This is a genomic window from Desulfosporosinus sp. BICA1-9, from assembly GCF_000802135.1.
Window position 1 is genome coordinate 87,575 of record NZ_JUEE01000088.1, and the last position, 13,705, is coordinate 101,279.

General features: G+C 39.6%; 11 protein-coding genes and 3 pseudogenes. 9 read left to right on the forward strand and 5 right to left on the reverse strand.

Annotation, left to right across the window (positions count from 1 at the left end):
* Positions 1-342: 342 nt before the first annotated feature.
* The 9 genes and pseudogenes from JL57_RS11865 to JL57_RS11900 all read left to right on the forward strand — a co-directional run bounded on the left by JL57_RS11865 (position 343) and on the right by JL57_RS11900 (position 8,106).
* Entirely contained in the window at positions 343-2,091 is a 1,749-nt protein-coding gene (locus JL57_RS11865) for a YeiH family protein (RefSeq protein WP_034142255.1), read from the forward strand.
* A 36-nt stretch (positions 2,092-2,127) separates the two neighbouring features.
* Entirely contained in the window at positions 2,128-2,415 is a 288-nt protein-coding gene (locus tag JL57_RS11870) for a hypothetical protein (RefSeq protein WP_034142256.1), read from the forward strand.
* Positions 2,416-2,491: 76 nt separating this feature from the next.
* Complete coding sequence (locus JL57_RS11875) at positions 2,492-3,118, forward strand: NF038143 family protein (RefSeq protein WP_034142257.1); 627 nt, start codon at positions 2,492-2,494, stop codon at positions 3,116-3,118.
* Positions 3,119-3,445: 327 nt separating this feature from the next.
* Positions 3,446-3,673, forward strand: a complete 228-nt coding sequence (locus JL57_RS11880) for a type II toxin-antitoxin system Phd/YefM family antitoxin (RefSeq protein ID WP_034142258.1) — start codon at positions 3,446-3,448, stop codon at positions 3,671-3,673.
* The gene (locus tag JL57_RS11885) at positions 3,657-4,073 is read left to right on the forward strand and encodes a PIN domain-containing protein (protein ID WP_034142259.1); all 417 of its coding nucleotides are present in this window, start codon (positions 3,657-3,659) and stop codon (positions 4,071-4,073) included. Before JL57_RS11880 ends, JL57_RS11885 begins: the two co-directional genes overlap by 17 nt.
* Before the next feature lie 1,674 nt (positions 4,074-5,747).
* On the forward strand, positions 5,748-5,990 hold the full coding sequence (locus JL57_RS11890; RefSeq protein WP_034142260.1) for a hypothetical protein: 243 nt from the start codon (positions 5,748-5,750) through the stop codon (positions 5,988-5,990).
* Positions 5,991-6,291: 301 nt separating this feature from the next.
* A pseudogene (locus tag JL57_RS34235) lies at positions 6,292-6,438 on the forward strand (succinate dehydrogenase); the annotation flags it as partial.
* Positions 6,437-6,817: pseudogene (locus JL57_RS11895) on the forward strand (4Fe-4S dicluster domain-containing protein); the annotation flags it as partial. The pseudogenes JL57_RS34235 and JL57_RS11895, both read left to right, overlap by 2 nt.
* 59 nt (positions 6,818-6,876) lie before the next feature.
* Positions 6,877-8,106 carry an NADP-dependent malic enzyme gene (locus JL57_RS11900; RefSeq protein WP_034142261.1) on the forward strand — a complete coding sequence of 410 codons (1,230 nt, stop codon included), beginning with the start codon at positions 6,877-6,879 and terminating at the stop codon, positions 8,104-8,106.
* Between the two features lie 509 nt (positions 8,107-8,615).
* Here the strand turns inward: JL57_RS11900 and JL57_RS34240 are convergent.
* The 5 genes and pseudogenes from JL57_RS34240 to JL57_RS11925 all read right to left on the reverse strand — a co-directional run.
* Positions 8,616-8,903 (reverse strand): transposase, encoded by a 288-nt coding sequence (locus JL57_RS34240; RefSeq protein ID WP_291299991.1) that lies wholly within the window; start codon positions 8,901-8,903, stop codon positions 8,616-8,618.
* Positions 8,881-9,408, reverse strand: coding sequence for a spermidine/putrescine ABC transporter substrate-binding protein (locus JL57_RS11905; protein ID WP_291299992.1), 528 nt, complete (start codon positions 9,406-9,408; stop codon positions 8,881-8,883). The genes JL57_RS34240 and JL57_RS11905 overlap by 23 nt, the downstream gene beginning before the upstream one ends.
* Positions 9,409-9,961: 553 nt before the next feature.
* Positions 9,962-11,320: an acetyl-CoA hydrolase/transferase family protein gene (locus tag JL57_RS11915; RefSeq protein ID WP_034142263.1), complete on the reverse strand. Its 1,359-nt coding sequence runs from the start codon at positions 11,318-11,320 to the stop codon at positions 9,962-9,964.
* Between the two features lie 58 nt (positions 11,321-11,378).
* Positions 11,379-12,521, reverse strand: a complete 1,143-nt coding sequence (locus tag JL57_RS11920) for an acyl-CoA dehydrogenase family protein (protein WP_034142264.1) — start codon at positions 12,519-12,521, stop codon at positions 11,379-11,381.
* Between the two features lie 839 nt (positions 12,522-13,360).
* Positions 13,361-13,608: pseudogene (locus JL57_RS11925) on the reverse strand (transposase); the annotation flags it as partial.
* Positions 13,609-13,705 lie beyond the last annotated feature (97 nt).

A 13,705-nucleotide genomic window follows, 5' to 3' on the forward strand; every position in this document is an offset into this window, starting at 1 on the left:
AATTAAGTTCGACAGGAGAACAGTCCCCCCCGTTTAGATGTCCACTTTGTCTTCTGGGTGTCGTGCTGCGTGTCGTGTAATTGACATTTTGTCATGACAAAATGTCATGAGTGCCAAATTGTCATGGTTAGTCAGTTGATTTATACCTCTTCGTAAGGCCATAAACGTTATATATACCTCGTTTTCACAAGAACGGGGACTTGGCATAGTTCTTGCTTATATGATATGTAATTCAAAGAAAATGGTCAAAAAAATTAGGGGAGGTTGTGAAAGAGATTTTTTTCCCGAAGATTGAAGAATTCTAGAACAAAATCAAAAACACATTTTAGAGGAGGTTAAAAGATGTCTATCCCATCAACAAAACCCGAAGGTAAGTATTCTTTTCTATTAAAGCATGAAGATTATTGGGCGATTTGGCTTGGTGCTATTATTCTTTTCTTTAGTATGTTTATATTTTTTGGTAATTCTCCCGCAAATATGGATAAAATAATTGCAGACAGCAATGCTACGATGAAGGCGGAAGCGGAAAAGGCACCCTTTAAAACCATGGCTTGGTTTGATGCCAATGCTGCGAAAACAAATTTAAAGGGGACAAGCGCTCCTTTGGCAAAATCAATTACTAAATATTTTAGTGTTCCTGCAACCTGGAGCAACGACAATCCAATGAAATCATTTTTCCTAAGTGAAAGCGACGCAAAAGCCAAAAGCGCAGCCTCAGCGGAAAAATATAAAGAGGCAAAAGCTGCTACTGCCAAGGCCAAAGATGCGGCAGGTGTAGCAGAAAAAGCAGCTGCAGAGGCAAGCTTTAAGGATGCTGCTTTAAACAAAGAAGCAAGTACCCAAATCGCGGCTTGGCAAAAGGCCAAAGCCAGCGAAGCTAAAGCTAAGACTGCAGCAGAAACTAAACCCTATAATCACCTTATGACAATGCTTGTGTTAATGATTGCCTTGGCGATCCTCTTTGCTATCGGAAGGTACTTTATGGGGGATTCGGTCAGCAAATTCTTAGTTGCCTTCCCAGTTATTTTTATTGTGGCAGCGCTGTCCTTCTTCATAGGAGGTCACGAATTTGCTAAAGCATGGGGTTTGGAATACGTGATGTGGGCCATCATCCTTGGCTTCTTAGTTAGCAACACCATTGGCACACCAAAGTGGATAATGCCCGCTGTGCAAACAGAATACTATATTAAAACAGGCTTGGTACTCATGGGTGCCACCATCTTGATGAACAAAATTCTGCTGATCGGTATCCCGGGAATTTTTGTTACTTGGATAGTAACCCCCATTGTTTTAATCACGACTTTCTGGTTCGGACAAAAAATCCTTAAAATTGAATCTCCCACTTTAAACATGGTTATTTCCGCAGATATGTCCGTAAGTGGTGTTTCGGCCGCTATTTCAGCTGCTGCAGCTTGTAGGGCCAAGAAGGAAGAACTTACCTTAGCAGTTGGTATCTCCATTGCATTTACAGCCGTAATGATGGTTGTAATGCCGATGGTGATCAAGGCCATTGGCTTGAATCCGGTCCTTGGCGGTGCTTGGATTGGCGGAACCGTTGACTCTACCGGAGCTGTTGTAGCGGCTGGCGAAATTCTCGGGCCTGTTGCCAGAGACGTGGCTGCCACCATTAAAATGATTCAGAATATCTTAATTGGTTTAATGGCGTTTGGGATAGCAGCTTATTGGGCATTAGTGGTAGAAGTTGATAAATCTAAAAAAGCAGATTTGAGCTTCTCAGCCGCAATGCGCGAAGTTTGGAATCGTTTCCCCAAGTTTGTCCTTGGTTTCATTGGTGCTTCGATAGTTTTCACCTTCATCTATTCAGGAATGGGCGCAGACGGCGCAAAAGTGCTTATTGATAATGGTACGAGCAGCTTTTTAGGCAGTCTCCAAAAATGGTTCTTTGCTTTAGCTTTTGCTAGTATTGGTTTATCCACGAATTTCCGTGAATTTGGCAAGTATTTTAAAGGAGGAAAACCAGCCATACTCTATGTATGCGGTCAATCCTTTAACATTGCGCTGACCTTTGCAATGGGATATATTATGTTCATGCAAGTTTTCCCTTCAATTACAGAGAAATTGATGAAGTAATGGGTAAGACAAGGTGTCTTATGCTGGAGGTTTAATATGTATGCTTTAAGAGAGTACTTGACAATAGAGAGAAAGAGAAAGGGACTAAAACTTAATAAATCATTACAATTAATATTAAGCCTAGTATTATTGTATACCTTTGTGACAGTTGGGTTACCTTTTCTATCGCAGCTAGCTGGCTTCTCTGAGGAACATCAAGTAATCATTGAAGAAAAAATTGAAGCAGGAGCATGGTTCTACATCTTTGTGGAACAAATCAGAGAGATAGAGCCACGCGTCTCAAATACTCTGCAGTACTCGCCTGGAATGACAAAGGTTGATTAGTGAAGAGTAGTATTTATTACAATAAAAAACTCTCCCAGGATCCTGGGAGAGTTTTTTATAAAAAGAAGGGATAAAAATGACGAATCAGAAGCAATTGATCAGAAACGAAAGTTACGAAGCAATTTTAGCCTATGAAAATAAAACTGCTCAGACTATTACTGCCAAAGTTTTGGAAAAACCAGAGCTATCTGCTTGGATGATTCTGATGCCGATAGTTTTTATTCTGTTCATGCAACGTTCTCAAAAGTATAAAGCGGCATCAACTGCTTTCTGTGAAGGATATTTATATACTAAGAAAATTGCTCTTGATACTGCATGCAGAATATACAAAAATGAATATTCTCATGAGGAATCGATAGCAATGGCGGCAGAAACTGTGCAAAAAAACCCTAAGGCTGAACAAACAGTTATAAACATTTATAATCAGCAAATTGAGGAAATTAAACTACTCTGCGAGCATTATCTAGCGTTATTAGCTTCAAAGGAAGATAAGTATGATCAAATGGTGGTCAGCCATTATCAAACAGAGGATAATTATCTTTGTTATATAAACCGTTTAACAAAGACTGAAAAAGAAGTGACGAGAGCAACCACTTCTACCTTTAAAGATGCTGTAGAAGTACCTGAAATTCTGGGAAAAATGGAAAAGTATCTTTGGGAACTTAGAGTTGAGGAAGCAAAGCAATTTTTTATACAGAGATAACGTAGCAGTGAACTAAAGCCATTATAATATCTCTCCCCACTCTTTGTGGGAGAGATATTATAATATAATTTGGATGAGGTCATTATGAGTTTAATAACTGTAATGGCAGCAGCTGCATCTGTTAACGAGCAAGCGATTAAAACTTTCACATTAATGGTGGAGGCAAGAATTATGAGAAGGGTGTTATAAGGAATTTGCTGATAACGTTGTACTATTTGTTGACAAGAAACCACTTCCCTCTACATGAAATCGCACGATTTATATTTGCAAATTTGTTCGATTGCGATATAATGAAATCAACTAATTTTTTGGATTGGGGTGGCTTGAATGCTTGTTACCGCGACTGAATTTAAAACAAACATCGGAAAGTATTTAACACTCGTTAACGAGGAGGAAATCGTCATCACGAAGAATGGAAAGGGTGTTGCAAAACTCTCTCCTTTAAAAGAAGATAAGGTAAAAATGGTGGAATCACTGTTTGGTATTATTCCTGATGAAATGACTTTAGAACAGGCGAGAGAAGAAAGGTTAAAGAAACATGAACATATTGATTGATACAAATGTTATGCTTGATGCATTGATGAATCGTAATCCTCATAATATCTCTGCCGAAAAGATTTTTAGGTTCGTTGCGGAAGATAAATTGAATGCATCCATAACTGCAAGTTCTGTAACAGATATTTACTATTTCATCAATAAATATTTTCATGATACCAATCAAGCAAAACAGATACTTACAACAATTTTCAACATATTTGAGGTTATTGACGTTACAAGAAGTGACTGCGAGAAAGCGCTCATCCTGTTAATGGATGATTATGAAGACGCCTTATTGGCAACTTGTGCCAAACGTAGGAGAATTGAGTTAATTATTACTCGCAATCTAAAAGACTTCGTTGGGTCACCAGTTACAGCAATTACACCCGATGACTTCCTTGCTAATTATTTTGAATAAGTTCGATATTCTTTGACCGTATTTTATGAGCGCCCTTTGATTACGGTAAGATATCCAAGATACTGCTCAACCAGTTGACAACTTTTATTTGATTGCATAATAAATCACTCTCCTTGCTAGTAGTATTGACATGATCTGCAAAGGAGAGTTTTCTGTATAATAATTGAAAGTTCCATTAAACCTAGGTTTTAAGAAGATTGGTAGGATTATACGAAGTACGCCAGGCCATTTTCTCCATTATAAGTAAATAAGCACAAGCATCGAATCATATCATCAGATCGTTTACGGCTAACAACACGGGTTGATTTATAATAGCGTATTTTAGTTAGAAAGTGTTATGAATGCATTCCAAAAGGTAGACAAATAGCAAAATGGGAAGAAGAGCTGGGCGCTACACTGGGATAACGGAAGGAGGGGATTGAGCTAGGTCTCTGACGCTCAAAGAATACCTATCTCCAAATCAATAGTCCTTTTCTGAGCACGTATAGTTAAATGAACACTAATGGCAAACGAGTTGTGATTTAGCTTAGGTCAAGCGCAGTAGAGTATACTTTAGGCAGGTGTTGATCTGCTTGCTAGAAGAAACCGATGATTGTCTTATTGTCTTATGGACTTTTGTGTCAAAGATTTCGAATGAGGTCGGTTTATAAACTCTTTATAAACTTTTGTGTCAATTAGTTCCGAACTTTTGTGTCGCCCGTCAGAGTTGTTAGTAATTTTATTGGGTCCGATAATAGATATTATGTAAAGTAGAGCATAAAATACGGCTAGGGGGTAATACTAAAAACAGCCTGAAAAGCCCGACACGGATTTCACAAGCACAATCTTATCCGTATCGATTTATCAGGCTATCTGTGTCTGAGTAATTATGTTTTTCACGTTACATTGGAGAAACGCTTTCAGTATTTTGTCACTGGACCAATGAATTCGCCAATTTTGCCTGTCCTAACCTATTATTAGAGTCAGCGATTCAATCCAAGTTAAAAAAACAACCTCTAGGAGCTCTATAATGCTTTGAAAATCAGAGCCTAGTATGATTCATCCAAGTTGAGGAATCTATGGCAACAGGCGTCAATTTAGACGTCAGGATATATTATACTAATACAAGCACTTTATAGGCACATAATAAACACTTAAAGTTGATTGATGATTACTTAAGTAATTTTAAGTTGAATTATTGAACCCAGATTTATCTCGCTAAACAGAATATCACTCCTCGTATGGTTACAAATTCCTATTTAGTGAAGAGTTTTTTACTTTTTCTTCTATTTCACATTGAAGTTCTACCAACTTGAGTTTTACTCTTAACATTTATTGTCAGGTTAAACTGAACTCTTTCATCTAATTGCTCTGCTAATACTAATAAATTAACAGAAAGAAATTTATCTTCCGTTTCCCCTTCCCCATTGCAATAATTATTTTGACTATTACACTACTACTTTAAACAAGAAAAAGATGATTCAAAGAAATCTAAAGTCCTTGGAAAGTCTTGGGGTTGGGGTTAAGGTAAACATCACCGGAAGTTAGAGAATAATCATCTTTAAAGAAACAAGCCACCAAGCAGTAGGCTTATTTGTCATGCAATTATATAGTTGAGTCGTTATCTAGTTTTTGGGGGTGTTTTATGACTGGCCCGGTAACATCCGCGAACTTCAAAACGTCATGGAGCGCGCTATGCTTACTTCTGATGAAGAATTAATCAGTCATAAATCCATCCTTAATCTCTTTGATTCCCTGTCTCCTATTCCTCAGGAGCATGGGATCGAAGAAATAATGCCCATCGAGCAAATGGAAAAGCAAATGATCCGCTTGGCGTTAAAACGGTTCGGCGACTCTGCCGAAGGAAAGAAGCAAGCTGCCAAGGCCTTGAAGAAATCCCTGGCAACTCTATATAATAAGCTGAGAACTATGACCTAACTTGCAATAAACTAATTTCAAACTAATCCTTGTCAAACTAAACTTATGTTCGATCAAATTCTATTATTTAGAATTTTTTGTGTATAAATTTTGATTAATAAGAATTCATTACTCCCCCTTCTCAATTCTTAACTTAATATTCCATCGGCTGAACCTTAATGCAGATAAGGCTTTGTACGGCCTCCGGGATAAATATTTTTAAAATACAGTTAAATCATCTCGAATTGGCACACAGCTTGCATCTAACTTTCAAACATGCAGTATATATCATTACAACTTGAGAGGAGAGGATCCGGGATTTATGAGTACACCACAAAAGCCTGATCATTTCTTGATTCGCAGAGTCCATTCTTTATTAGGGTTAGTGCCCATCGGTCTGTTCTTGATCTTTCACATGTTTCTTAATCTCTCTGCCCGCGGAGGGCCGGAGATGTATGACAAGGTCATCTTGGATTCCCATTGATGGGACTTATAATTTAGGTTCTGGCCCTCGTTTGGCTGAGGTCAAACGTCAGTGGGCCTACGAATTGTCAAAGTGTATGACTTGCGGATGTTGTATGGAAGCATGCCCACAAGTGAATTCACGCTCCAAATTTATTGGCCCTTCGGCAATATCCCAAGTCCGTCTCTTTAATGCCCACCCGACCGGAGAAATGAATAAACACGAACGGTTAGCTCCGTTACTCGATGAAGGCGGGATTGCTGATTGCGGCAATGCTCAGAACTGTGTTCGTGCTTGTCCAAAAGAAATGCCTTTGACAACGAGTCTGGCAGATTTAAACCGTGAAATTAACAAATTTGCACTTGACCGTTGGCTTCGAAAATAGTTCAACAACTATATTCGATAAAAATTAAGAGGAAAATTTTCAAAAAGGAGATTAGCTAAATGAGATCATTAAGAGAAGATGCTTTAGAGCTTCATCGTAACAATGTGGGGAAACTGGAAGTACACAGTAAAGTGCCTGTCCGAAACAGCCGGGATTTATCCTTGGCCTACTCTCCAGGAGTTGCAGAACCTTGTTTAGATATCCAGAAAGATAACGACTTAGCGTATGTTTATACAAACAAAGGCAATTTTGTGGCAGTAGTCTCGAATGGAACTGCAGTTCTCGGGCTCGGAAACATCGGGGCACCCGCCTCCCTGCCCGTCATGGAAGGAAAATCCGTCCTTTTTAAAACCTTTGCAGGAGTTGATGCTTTCCCGATCTGCTTAAACTCTGAAGATGTCGAAAAAGTTGTTGAGACGGTAAAGCTTTTGGAACCAACCTTTGGCGGAATCAACTTGGAAGACATCAGTGCGCCGGCCTGCTTCGAGATTGAGGAGCGGCTCAAAAAAGAAATGAACATTCCTGTTTTCCATGATGATCAACATGGCACAGCCATCGTCGTTATGGCTGGTATGATCAATGCTCTTAAAGTCGTTGGCAAACGATTGGATAACATTCGCGTTGTTACCAATGGAGCCGGCGCCGCTGGTGTGGCCATTATTAAATTACTCATGAGTATGGGTGTAAAAGAGGTCATTATGTGTGATACCAAAGGAACCATCTATAAAGGGCGCCCTGTCGGGATGAATAAATCCAAAGACGCCATTGCTGAAGTAACCAATCTTCAGAAGCTAGCAGGTTCCCTCGCCGACGCTTTAGTAGGTGCTGATGTCTTCATCGGCGTTTCAGCAGCCAATACCTTAACTCCTGAGATGATTAAATCCATGGCTGTCGACCCAATCATCTTTGCCATGGCAAACCCAGTTCCGGAAATAATGCCTGAACTCGCTAAAGAAGCAGGAGCTAAAGTTGTTGGCACCGGTCGTTCGGATTATCCAAACCAAGTTAACAACGTCTCGGCCTTTCCCGGTATATTTAGAGGTGCTCTAGATGTTCGCGCTGCTCAAATTAATGAAGAAATGAAAATAGCAGCAGCCTACGCGATTGCAAGCTTGGTCAGCGACGAAGAACGCAACCCTGATTACGTAATCCCGAAAGCTTTCGATCCCCGCGTCGCCCCCGCTGTAGCGGCAGCAGTTGCCAAGGCCGCTATGGACAGCGGAGCAGCCCGAATAACCGTTGACCCTGAAGAAATTTCCAAGAAAGTATGGGCTATCCGTCCAGAGTAGTCTTCGCGGGCCACAAATAAAGGCTTTATAAACTCGTATTGCCTTAAGGCATTCGAACCTTTCCGGCACGCCTTTGTCAGGCGCGTTAGGACTTGAAATATCTTGATGCTGTGAAGACGCTATTAGCCTTCGGCACAAAAACCGAAGGCTATTTTTTTTGCCTGAAAGCACCGCCGCTTCAGCAATTAAGCTTCTGTATGATTTCCACCGATCATTATTGAGGAATTCACTTATTATGTATTTTATCACCATCATTTACTTAATTTAACTCCGAAATGGATATACCTCCCCTACCCCAAAATTAGTCTTCTTATTTAGTTGCCTAATCTCTATGCGCTACTCAAAACTAATTCGGCTTCAGCAATTTAGCCTCTGTATGAATTTATCCGCTTCATATCCTATATTTAAATGACTTTTCGAATTGTCCTCAACATTTATCTAATTCTCTTTAAAAAAGAATACACCTTCCCCTACCCCATGTTTTAGATTCTTATTTAATTACTCAATTTCTATGAGCTACTAAAAACCAATTCAGCTCGATACTTCAGCAGATATAGTTCTTTCAATAAAAGTCTTACCATTTCTCGTTGAGTTGTAAAACGGTTTCTCAGTCGCCTCACTAAAAATAATTGCATAATATTCGATGCCATAAAGATCAAATATAGCACTGCTTCTACTGCCTTCCCCCCATGCACAAAGCTATGCTCTAAACCACATTTGCTTTTCAAGTTATTAAAAATCGAGTTCTCAATATCCCAACGTGCTCTTATAATTTTAAACAATGTCTTGAGCGCCATCCATACATGTCGTTACGATCATAATCTGTGTGCGCTGTTTGTTCTTATGTTTAAGAGCAAATTTTATAAAACGCAACGGTTGCTCTACGTTGTCCATAGTAAATGTTGACTCGTAAACTTCAACTTTCTCAAATCCTTTTTCATCTTCCCAAACCTCAACTGCCTCTGACTTATTCACCTTCTTTTTTGCTAACCGCAAACTATTATTGTTATTGTTTTTTGCTCGGACAATTGCATCAATACCAAGATTTTTGCAGTGGTTAATCCAGATGGAATTACAGGCAAGGGCATCATAAACTACAACTTCGATTAATTTATTATGACTCTTCACGACGCTTGAAATCAGCCTTTTCCCTACGCTCAACTCCCCTTCATCCTTCGAAATGGAATCTTGTCCGGGCTTGTACATCTCAAAGCCAATAACCAGTTTGGGGCCAATCCCTACTGTTGACATTACAGCGCCACTATGGAAACAATGAGTCTTTTCGCCTTTATTATTTTTCAAGCATTCTGGACAGCTTTTCTTATTGCTCCCGAAGAATTTTGTTCCATCGATAGCAACCACAGTATATCCGTCAATGGTTCCGTTTTCAAAAGCCTTATTCTCAACTGCCTTTCGTCAGTCAGTTTATTCAAACCACGTTCGAGATGGTAAACATTCTTCATATATCTCACTAATTTTACAAAGAAGTTTTTTCGCATTTCATCCTCTCTCTCCTCTGATTTTAGCAGAATGAAAGGTCTGACAAAAGCTTTAAAAAACTCCGAATTTGATACACTTTTGAAATCGGTAAAGATACCAGTGAAATCAATGGTTTGACTGTGGTTGAGGCTAAAGTGCTGATTAATTATGGTACATAAATTATACCAATTTTCTCCCTACAAAATTACAAGACCGCCCAAACCTAAGGTTTTAAGCGGTCTTGGCAACTCTGTTTTTACACAGCCCGCCCCTTCAGCTTAGGTATTAGTTCATGATGATTTATATATAATGCCGGTAGTTTACGGCCAGAGCCAAATAGCCAGTATAATCCAAATGCCTGGGTTGTTTACGAGACTTACTTATCAAGTACTAAATCACTGACAAATCCGGGAAAGAAATTTTTCTTCATGCTATCACGTAATTCTCCACGCAGATCAGGATGTGCAATAGCAACTAGCGCCTTTGCACGTTCTGTTATGCTTTTATAACGCAAATCGGCAACACCATATTCAGTGATTACAAATTGGGCATAATGGCGTGGAACTGTAACCGGAGTTCCCGGTGGCAAATCCGGAACAATTGATGATATTAGAGAACCATCGTCTCTTTTTCTGCTGGAAGTAATTAATGTCATTCCAAAACCGCCTGGTGAGAGTTGGGCGCCTATCATAAAGTCAAGCTGTCCACCAACACCGCTTACCATACGTGATCCTATTCCCTCTGAAGTAATCTGACCGGTCAAATCACAGTTTATTGCCATATTAATGGCTTTCATGTTAGGATGTTGGGCAATAAAAGCAGGGTTATTAGTATAGGATGCTGGATATAATTGACAAGCTGGATTATTTTCGACATAATCATACATACTCTGTTCTCCCAAACAGAAGGTAGCAATAGTTATACCTTTGTGAAAAGGCTTTCTAGCATTGGTGACAATACCTTTCTCAATCAACTCGGGCAGCCCAATAGGAAACATCTCTGTATGTACACCGAGATCATGTTTTCCTTCAATACCAGCAACAACTGCTTCAGTAATACCGCCTATCCCCATCTGAATAGTATCTCCATCGTTAATTAGTTCCAGAACATAATTACCTATGGCTTTTTCAACTTCAGTAGGGGTACTTCTTGGAACTATAAGCGGGGGGGTGGCGTTTTCTATGAAGTAATCAAATTCGGATACATGCATCCAGTTATTACCATTCACAACTGGAAGGAACTCATTAACTTCAGCTATTGCTAAACGCAGTTTACCAGATGCTTTGCCAAAGCTAATACTGTCTATTGTATAAAAATTACTTAAGCCAAGATTAACATATCCATCTTTAGTGGGAGGAGTTACTTGGGCAATGAAAATGCTAGCCCTTCGCGATATCTTCTCATGGCAATCAACGACGTTTGATGGTAGATAATCACAAAGCTTGTGCTGATAGGTTTTTCGTACCGTCTTATGACCATAACCTGTTTGATGGTTAATATGACCATATGATTTGACCAAAAATTCTGGATTTAATAACCTCGAAGCACGAATTTGAAGTGCATCAAACATTATAACATCTTCCAACTCTTCATAACGGGCTAAAATAGCATTGTAAACATCACTTGAACAATTTCCAGGTCCTAAACCAGTCGCAACGTAATCTCCGGATTGCACTAGTTTCGCAGCATCGTTTATCGAGATCAGTTTCCTTTGATATTCATCTTTCCAACTCATTACATAAACCTCCTAATGGTTGAATTTGGTGTTTTTATGTCTAGGAAAGAATTCACAACTATAATCCTAATCCTCTGCTCACTATAACCTTCATAACTTCAGAGGTACCAGCAAAAATCGATTTTATCCGTGTATCAGTAAAGATTCGGGAAATTTCATATTCAGAACAGTAACCATAACCGCCAAACAATTGCAGACATCTTGAAGCTACCTTATGTGCCGTCTCACAGATCCAGTATTTGCCCATGCTGACTTCTTGTAAAATGTCTTTGTGTGCCATGTGATCAGCGATAAGAGCATCGGTAAAGGTTCGGGCAATTTGCACCTCAGAAGCACACTCAGCCAGAACAAATTGCGTATTTTGAAACTTGCTTAAAGGTTGTCCAAACGCCTGACGTTCCTTGACGTATTGAATGGTTAATTCCAAAGCTCTTTCTGCCAAACATGTACTTCCTTGGCAAGTAACGATTCTTTCTTGTTGTAGTTTCTGCATCAGGTAGGTAAAGCCAGCCCCTTCTTTACCAAGCAAATTATCTACTGGCACCCGGCAATCGTTAAAGAACAATTCACATGTATCCTGGGCATGTAAACCTATTTTGGGGATACTCTGACCTCTTTCAAAACCCGGAGTATCTCTTTCTACAACGAAGAGGCTGATCCCTTTGGCACCTGCGGTGGGATCGGTCTTGGCAGCTACAACTATTAAATCAGCCAGTATTCCATTGGAAATAAAGGTTTTTGAACCATTCAGTATATAATAATCTCCATTTTTAACAGCCTTAGTGCGAATGGCAGCCAGGTCAGAGCCTGTTCCTGGTTCAGTCATAGCTACGGCCAGAATTTTCTCTCCGCTGACGCAACCAGGCAGCCATAGGGCCTTTTGTTCATCATTAGCATAAGAAGCGATATACGGAGCAACAACTGCACTATGCAGGGGGCTAAAAAAGCCCATTAGAGACCGATGACCTATTTCTTCCATAATAATCATATCGTAAAGAAAGTCGGCACCACTGCCACCATATTGCTCATCAACCCAATTACATAAAAAACCATAGTCTCCCATTTTCTTAAACGCATCTCGTGCTACGATTGAATTTTTTTCCCATTCTTCATAGTGAGGTACTAACTCATTTTCGACAAAATCGCGGAATGTCTTTCTAAACATCTCGTGCTCTTGGGTAAACGGCAGTTTTCTTTCCATTATAATCATCCTCCTCAAGTCTTATTGTCATTTATAACATGACAATAAATAAATAAATACTAAAAAATGTTATCATATTTCAATATTTTACTTATCATCACATCCTTCTCGCATTACTTGTTTGAAAAAGCCTTTCCAATCGTTGCATACTAAACTTAGCAATAACCGTGCCAATAATTAAAAAGTCGGAATAGTCGCATTTTTATATTTCAAGATCGCCCACATGTTCCATATATGGAACACAGTTGTCTAAAAGTGAAACACAGCATGAGGTTTATATGATAAAACAATCCGGAGAGCCTTTGAACAGATGATCGGAATATTATGAATACTGCAAGAACCCTTGGCGTATTGGAATGAATGGTGCTTGGGATGGGATAGTCGCAGGCATAGTATTGTCTTTTTCCAGAGCCCTCGGTGAATTTAGGACAAATCTGATGGTAACCTGAAATAATGTGGCTATTTCAATAGCCGCGCTTTTTGCGGTTGAAGATGGTACTAGCCAAGGCTATACATTATCATAGTGATCGTTCCCCATACTCCTTTATCAAAGTGAATTGTTATGTACCGTCATCCACTTTGGCTGTACACCCCTGTCACATGGCGTTTATAACCATCTTTCGCCAAGGCTGACGCTATAACCCCTTTGACTATGGTTCAGGCAGTATAGCTTTTATCCTTATACAGGCAGAATGGTTTGGGAACTTGTACCTTTACTAACATGCTATGGTACCCTTCCCTTAGGGCTTAGTTGGTTAACGACGGGTTTTAGCGTTGAACCCGCTACTGTCTATTGGTAGATTTCTTCTCAGCCCGTGCATCATTTCTGATACTTACGAGCGCACGTGAATGGCAATCCCACCCAATGGATAGAATCCATCCACTGGGTGGGATTGCCATTCAGCAACTAGGGCATGATATTGTCCGTCACTTTACTAGCCATACCTGCAGAGACGTCGATACCATAGATATCTCGTATGTGGTCTTCAATATCCCGAGTAGACATATCTTTAGCATACATGGCAATGATCTGCTCTTCCAAACCATTAACGGCTTTCTCATGTTTTTTAATGATTTCAGGTTCAAAAACTTGCTTTAAATAACTCTCTGAGCTTTTCTTGAATGTCCTCAACACTACGACATTCACCCAATGTTTCATCTTTGAAACATATCATATTCTTTTT

What these genes read in the sequence shown, in the direction of transcription:
- JL57_RS11865 (WP_034142255.1), top strand. Translation starts at nt 343, where the DNA reads ATGTCTATCCCATCAACAAAACCCGAAGGTAAGTATTCTTTTCTATTA.
- JL57_RS11920 (WP_034142264.1), bottom strand. Translation starts at nt 12,521, where the DNA reads ATGGAAAGAAAACTGCCGTTTACCCAAGAGCACGAGATGTTTAGAAAG.
- JL57_RS34240 (WP_291299991.1), bottom strand. Translation starts at nt 8,903, where the DNA reads ATGGCGCTCAAGACATTGTTTAAAATTATAAGAGCACGTTGGGATATT.
- JL57_RS11885 (WP_034142259.1), top strand. Translation starts at nt 3,657, where the DNA reads ATGAACATATTGATTGATACAAATGTTATGCTTGATGCATTGATGAAT.
- JL57_RS11900 (WP_034142261.1), top strand. Translation starts at nt 6,877, where the DNA reads ATGAGATCATTAAGAGAAGATGCTTTAGAGCTTCATCGTAACAATGTG.
- JL57_RS11880 (WP_034142258.1), top strand. Translation starts at nt 3,446, where the DNA reads ATGCTTGTTACCGCGACTGAATTTAAAACAAACATCGGAAAGTATTTA.
- JL57_RS11870 (WP_034142256.1), top strand. Translation starts at nt 2,128, where the DNA reads ATGTATGCTTTAAGAGAGTACTTGACAATAGAGAGAAAGAGAAAGGGA.
- JL57_RS11890 (WP_034142260.1), top strand. Translation starts at nt 5,748, where the DNA reads ATGCTTACTTCTGATGAAGAATTAATCAGTCATAAATCCATCCTTAAT.
- JL57_RS11875 (WP_034142257.1), top strand. Translation starts at nt 2,492, where the DNA reads ATGACGAATCAGAAGCAATTGATCAGAAACGAAAGTTACGAAGCAATT.
- JL57_RS11915 (WP_034142263.1), bottom strand. Translation starts at nt 11,320, where the DNA reads ATGAGTTGGAAAGATGAATATCAAAGGAAACTGATCTCGATAAACGAT.